The sequence below is a fragment of the Klebsiella sp. 141161 genome (assembly GCF_050600815.1).
GTDB lineage: Bacteria > Pseudomonadota > Gammaproteobacteria > Enterobacterales > Enterobacteriaceae > Klebsiella > Klebsiella aerogenes.
The window spans coordinates 210,362-216,642 of the sequence record NZ_JAQIRN010000009.1; the positions used below are offsets into that span (position 1 = coordinate 210,362).

Annotated in this window: 5 protein-coding genes and 1 tRNA gene; 3 read left to right on the forward strand and 3 right to left on the reverse strand. The window is 56.3% G+C overall.

What is annotated here, in order from left to right:
* Positions 1 to 4: 4 nt before the first annotated feature.
* Positions 5 to 1,288 (forward strand): iron uptake transporter deferrochelatase/peroxidase subunit, encoded by a 1,284-nt coding sequence (gene efeB / locus PGR79_RS21290; protein ID WP_430922467.1) that lies wholly within the window; start codon positions 5 to 7, stop codon positions 1,286 to 1,288.
* 510 nt (positions 1,289 to 1,798) lie between these two features.
* A complete protein-coding gene (phoH, locus tag PGR79_RS21295; RefSeq protein ID WP_015367231.1) occupies positions 1,799 to 2,587 on the forward strand; it encodes a phosphate starvation-inducible protein PhoH in 789 nt (262 codons plus the stop codon).
* Between the two features lie 575 nt (positions 2,588 to 3,162).
* Here phoH and PGR79_RS21300 read toward each other — a convergent pair.
* The 3 genes from PGR79_RS21300 to PGR79_RS21310 form a co-directional block, all read right to left on the reverse strand.
* Positions 3,163 to 3,250 (reverse strand) — tRNA-Ser (locus PGR79_RS21300).
* A 146-nt stretch (positions 3,251 to 3,396) separates the two neighbouring features.
* Entirely contained in the window at positions 3,397 to 4,074 is a 678-nt protein-coding gene (locus PGR79_RS21305; protein ID WP_015367229.1) for an isochorismatase family protein, read from the reverse strand.
* Between the two features lie 19 nt (positions 4,075 to 4,093).
* A complete protein-coding gene (locus PGR79_RS21310) occupies positions 4,094 to 4,954 on the reverse strand; it encodes a pirin family protein (protein WP_087858027.1) in 861 nt (286 codons plus the stop codon).
* A 115-nt stretch (positions 4,955 to 5,069) separates the two neighbouring features.
* Between PGR79_RS21310 and PGR79_RS21315 the strand changes: the two genes are divergently transcribed.
* Positions 5,070 to 5,975 carry a LysR family transcriptional regulator gene (locus PGR79_RS21315; RefSeq protein ID WP_015367227.1) on the forward strand — a complete coding sequence of 302 codons (906 nt, stop codon included), beginning with the start codon at positions 5,070 to 5,072 and terminating at the stop codon, positions 5,973 to 5,975.
* The last annotated feature ends 306 nt before the right edge of the window (positions 5,976 to 6,281 follow it).

A 6,281-nucleotide genomic window follows, 5' to 3' on the forward strand; every position in this document is an offset into this window, starting at 1 on the left:
TTCGATGACACAACAAAAACCACGCGACGTGAATGAACCGTCACGTCGCCGCTTACTGAAGGGGATCGGCGCGCTTGGCGGCGCGCTGGCCATCAGCGGGGGCTGCCCGATGGCGCAGGCGGCGAAAGCGGAAAGCTCTCCCGGTACGCTTGCACCGGATGCGCGTCAGGAAAAACAGCCATTTTATGGCCCGCATCAGGCGGGCATCCTGACGCCGCAGCAGGCCTCGATGATGCTGGTGGCGTTTGATGTGCTGGCGGCGGATAAAGCCGACCTCGAACGCCTGTTCCGCTTGTTGACCCAGCGGATCGCCTTTTTAACCGCAGGCGGTCCGGCGCCGGATACCCCGAATCCCCGATTGCCGCCGATGGATTCCGGGATTTTAGGGCCGTGGATTGCGCCGGATAACCTGACTATCACCGTCTCGGTCGGCCATTCGCTGTTCGATGAACGCTTTGGATTAGCGGATAAAGCGCCTAAAAAACTGCAGGCAATGACGCGTTTCCCGAATGATTCGCTGGATGCCGCGCTGTGCCATGGCGATCTGCTACTGCAGATTTGTGCCAATACCCAGGATACGGTCATTCACGCACTACGTGACATTATCAAGCACACGCCCGATCTGCTGAGCGTGCGCTGGAAGCGGGAAGGGTTTATTTCTGATAGCGCGGCCCGTAGCAAAGGCAAAGAAACGCCTATTAACCTGCTGGGCTTTAAAGACGGTACCGCTAATCCGTCGAGCCAGGATAAAGCGCTAATGGATAATGTGGTGTGGGTTACTGCCGACCAGGGCGAACCGGCCTGGGCGATCGGCGGTAGTTATCAGGCTGCGCGTATCATTCAGTTCCACGTTGAGTTCTGGGATCGTACGCCGCTGAAAGAGCAGCAGACTATTTTTGGCCGCGATAAACATTCTGGCGCGCCGTTAGGGATGCAGCATGAACATGATGTTCCGGACTATAGTCGCGATCCGAACGGCGAAGTGATTGCCCTTGATAGCCATATTCGCCTTGCGAACCCGCGTACGCCGGAAACGCAGTCCAGCCTGATGATGCGCCGCGGTTACAGCTATTCGTTGGGAGTCACCAACTCGGGGCAACTGGATATGGGGTTATTGTTCGTCTGCTATCAGCACGATCTGGAAAAGGGATTCCTGACGGTGCAGAAACGGCTGAACGGCGAGGCCCTGGAGGAGTACGTTAAACCGATTGGCGGCGGATACTTCTTTGTATTGCCCGGCGTGATGAATAACCAGCATTATCTTGGACAATCGCTGTTGCAAGCCTGATAGACGTCCTGCCGGCGAAGGCAGGGCGTTTTCTGCTGTTTTTCTCGGATTCAATATATTTCCTGCCATGTGTTATATTTCTGTAATACAAATGACGGATAGTTTTCTACAATGATTTTAGAAACCATTGTTGCGTCAATGTAAAAAATAAGTTGCATTAAGAATAATTTTTGATGTACTTATTACATACGCGGTAGTTCCCGGCAGTGATGTCGCTCACTATGGAGATCGCGAATGGTAAGGTCCTGTAGCGGACAACGTAAAACCACATACCGTACTTTCCAGCACGGAGGCCCAGCTTCCGGCAGCGATTTTCACTCTGTAACCCCAATCTCTTCCACTACTAATCAGGCTAACTCTGGCAGGGTACGCGGTGCGCGTAGCCGCGACTCGTTGTCCATTCAATCGGCAAGCAATGGCTTACAAGGAAGCCAAACCTCAATCGTTCGTGCGCATAATCGCGTTGCTCTTGACGCGCGTGATGTAAACCAACAACGCAAGGTGCTATCCATGGGAAGACAAAAAGCAGTGATCAAAGCTCGTCGTGAGGCAAAACGTGTGCTGAGACGGGATTCGCGTAGCCATAAACAACGTGAAGAAGAATCGGTCACATCGCTTGTGCAAATGAGTGGCGTAGAAGCAATCGGCATGGCGCGGGATAGCCGCGATCTTTCACCGATTGAGGCGCGTAATGAAGCTCAGGCGCATTATTTGAATGCCATCGACAATAAACAGCTGATTTTCGCCACCGGCGAAGCCGGGTGCGGGAAGACCTGGATCAGCGCGGCTAAAGCAGCTGAAGCCCTGATCCATAAGGATGTGGACAGAATTATTGTTACCCGTCCCGTTCTGCAGGCCGACGAAGATCTCGGCTTCTTACCGGGAGATATCGCCGAAAAATTCGCTCCCTATTTCCGACCGGTATATGACGTGCTGGTGAAGCGGTTGGGCGCTTCTTTTATGCAATACTGCCTGCGTCCGGAAATCGGCAAGGTAGAAATCGCGCCGTTCGCCTATATGCGCGGACGCACTTTTGAAAATGCGGTGGTGATTCTGGACGAGGCCCAGAACGTGACCGCGGCGCAAATGAAGATGTTTTTGACCCGCCTCGGGGAGAACGTCACGGTTATCGTCAACGGCGATATTACCCAGTGTGATTTGCCCTCTGGCGTAAAATCGGGTCTGAGCGATGCGTTGTCGCGTTTTGAAGAAGACGACATGATTGGCATCGTACGCTTTACCACCGATGACTGCGTGCGTTCAACGCTCTGCCAGCGAACGTTGAAAGCCTATTACTAAACGCTAGTGAGTGTGCAAAGCCCGGGATATCCCGGGCTTTGTTGCTTTTGCAGTATTTCCCCGGCGGCGCTGCGCTTGGCCGGGCTACTGGCTAATGGTGCGGCCTGTGGGATGGGTAGCCCGGGCGAGGTATTTATGCCGACCCCGGGAAGGGCGGCGGTGCCACATGCGAAAAAAAAGCCCGTACTTTCGTACGAGCTCTTCTTAAAATATGGCGGTGAGGGGGGGATTGACTCGCTTCGCTCGCCCCTGCGGGGCAGCCCGCTTACTGCGTTCGCGGTCTGTCCAACTGGCTGCGCCAGTTGTCGAACCCCGGTCGGGGATTCTCATCCCCCCTGCGAGTGCCACATGCGAAAAAAAAGCCCGTACTTTCGTACGAGCTCTTCTTAAAATATGGCGGTGAGGGGGGGATTGACTCGCTTCGCTCGCTCCTGCGGGGCAGCCCGCTTACTGCGTTCGCGGTCTGTCCAACTGTCTGCGCCAGTTGTCGAACCCCGGTCGGGGATTCTCATCCCCCTGCGAGGGCCACATGCGAAAAAAAAGCCCGTACTTTCGTACGAGCTCTTCTTAAAATATGGCGGTGAGGGGGGGATTCGAACCCCCGATACGTTGCCGTATACACACTTTCCAGGCGTGCTCCTTCAGCCACTCGGACACCTCACCATATTGTCTTGCTGCTCACCTTGGGTGGGCAACGGGGCGCTACTATAGGGAGTTGAGCTAAAACGGTCAAGCATATTTTTTTCTTTCTTTACCGTTCGGTTAAGCAATGAACACTGCCCCGTCGATTCATCGACGGGGCAGCTATTTTAACGCTGGGAGTCCAGCTTTTCGTTATTCTTCACGACGTCCTGCGCCTTGCTGTAGCTTTCAATCAGCAACTGATACGCCGGGAAGACTTTGGTGTACACCTCAGCCCACTCGGCGGCATCCGGACGGTTCCAGGTGCGCTGCAGTTCAGAGGCTACCGCGGCAGTATCCATTGGTACTACGCCGGCCTGGACTACGCGGGCCAGGGTGATCTCCTGCGCCATTTTGCTATAGGTACCCGAGGCGTCGATAACGGCAAACACCTTATAACCGTCGGCGACGGCGGCAATCGCCGGGAAAGCCATGCAGACGCTGGTAATAGTACCGGCAATGATTAAGGTTTTACGCCCGGTGGCTTTCACCGCGGCGACAAACTCCGGGTTATCCCAGGCGTTGATCTCGCCTTTACGCGCAATATACTTCGCATGCGGCGCATTTTCATGAATTTCCGGAATCAACGGGCCGTTCGGGCCCTGCGGCACGGAAGCGGTGGTGATCACCGGGATCCCGGCAAGCGATGCCATTTTCGCCAGCGCGGCGGCGCGAGCGCGCAGTTCCGGCATCGGCATATCGCCGACGGTCTGAAACAGGCCGCTTTGGTGGTCAATCAACAGCATCGCGGTATCGTTAACATCAATCACCGGACGAGAACCGTTAAAGTTAGCTGGAGTAGACATATTCTTCACCTCAATTTCGTTAGATTTGGCCAAAACGGCCGCTGTTAAAATCGCGAATTGCTTCGGCAATTTGCGTTTTGGTATTCATCACAAACGGGCCGTAGCCCACGATCGGCTCCTGGAGCGGCTCGCCGGCCATCAGCAGAACCTTCGCGTTGGAGCCCGCTTCCAGATGGAAGGCTTCACCTTTTTGGCTCAGCACTACCAGCTGTCCTTCCCGTGCGTTTTCGGTACCGTTGACGGTGACTTCGCCCTCGAGTACAACCAACGCGGTGCTCCAGCCTTCCGGCTGATGCAATGTCACATCGTGACTTTGTTTGAGCTGCATATCCCACACGTTCAACGGTGAGAACGTATGCGCTGGGCCGGCGACATCGCCGTAACGCCCGGCAATCACTCTGACGCTCCCGGCATCGTCTTCCAGCGTCGCTTGCGGAATGACGTCTGCGGTAATGCTCTGATAGCCCGGAGTCGTCATCTTGTCTTTCGCCGGCAGGTTGACCCACAGCTGCATCATTTTCAGTTCACCGCCGGAGCGGGTGAACGCTTCCGAGTGGAACTCTTCATGCAGGATCCCGGCGCCAGCCGTCATCCACTGCACGTCGCCAGGGCCGATAACGCCGCCTCTGCCGGTTGAGTCGCGATGCTCTACTTCACCGGAGTAGACAATGGTGACGGTTTCGAATCCGCGATGCGGATGCTCGCCGACGCCGCGTTTACCGTTTCCCGCCGGAAAAGTATGCGGACCGGCATAGTCGAGCAGTAAAAATGGGCTCAGTTGTTCGCCGTGGGTCTGGTAAGAAAACATTGAGCGAACCGGGAAACCGTCGCCCACCCAGTGCTGCGAAGGGGCGGTGTAAACGCCAGTAATCTGTTTCATGGTTATCTCCTGCGTGTCTGTATCTGATGTGAATAAGCTTATATCTGGGGCTAATATTCCGGTAGATAGCGAAAATGACCTATACTGTTCTAAAAATGGAACGATGGAGAAAAGGATGCAGGATCTCAACGACCTGGCCTGGTTTGTTCAGGTGGTAGACCATGGCGGTTTTGCCGCTGCTGGTCGGGCGCTCGACCAGCCTAAATCCAAACTCAGCCGCCGCATTGCGCAACTGGAAGAACGCTTGGGCGTGCGCCTGATTCAACGAACCACCCGACAGTTCGCCGTCACGGAAGTCGGCCAAACTTTCTACCAACATTGCAAGGCGATGTTGATAGAAGCCGAAGCGGCGCATCAGGCGGTAGAAACGCTGCAATCTGAACCGCGCGGCAGCGTCAAGCTCACCTGCCCGGTAACCCTGCTGCATGCCCATGTTGGCCCGATGCTGGCACGCTTTATGGTGCGATACCCTGGGGTAACGCTGCATCTGGAAGCCACCAATCGGCGGGTGGATGTGGTGGGCGAGGGGGTTGACGTGGCCATCCGCGTGCGGCCAAGGCCATTTGAAGATAGCGACCTGGTCATGCGGGTGTTGGCCGATCGCGGTCATCGCCTGGTGGCGAGTCCGGCGCTGATCGCTCGGCTTGGGCGCCCACAGGCGCCGGCGGAATTGAGTACCTGGCCGGGGCTAAGTATTGGCGCCGGAAAACATCAGCATAAATGGCAGCTGACCGGTCCGGAGGGGGCGCGAGCCGAGGTTTATTTCACCCCGCGGATGGTGACCAGCGATATGCTGGCGCTGCGCGAGGCGGCCATGGCGGGCGTTGGCGTGGTTCAACTTCCTTTATTAATGGTGCGCGATCAGTTGGCATCAGGGGAGCTGGAAATCGTGCTTGATGAGTGGCAACCGCGTCGGGAAGTCATTCATGCGGTGTTCGCCTCGCGGCGCGGTTTATTACCTTCCGTCAGAGCGCTGGTGGATTATCTCAGCGAAGAGTATCAGCGGATGGAAGAGGATTAGCTTCGTTTTTTCCCGGCGACGCTGCGCCTGGACGGGGTACTGGTGGTGCGGCTTGCGTGATTCCCGGCGGCGCTGCGCTTGGCCGGGCTACTGGCTAATGGTGCGGCCTGTGGGATGGGTAGCCCGGGCGAGGCATTTATGCCGACCCCGGGAAGGGGGGCGGTGCCACATGCGAAAAAAAAGCCCGTACTTTCGTACGAGCTCTTCTTAAAATATGGCGGTGAGGGGGGGATTGACTCGCTTCGCTCGCCCCTGCGGGGCAGCCCGCTTACTGCGTTCGCGGTCTGTCCAACTGGCTGCGCCAGT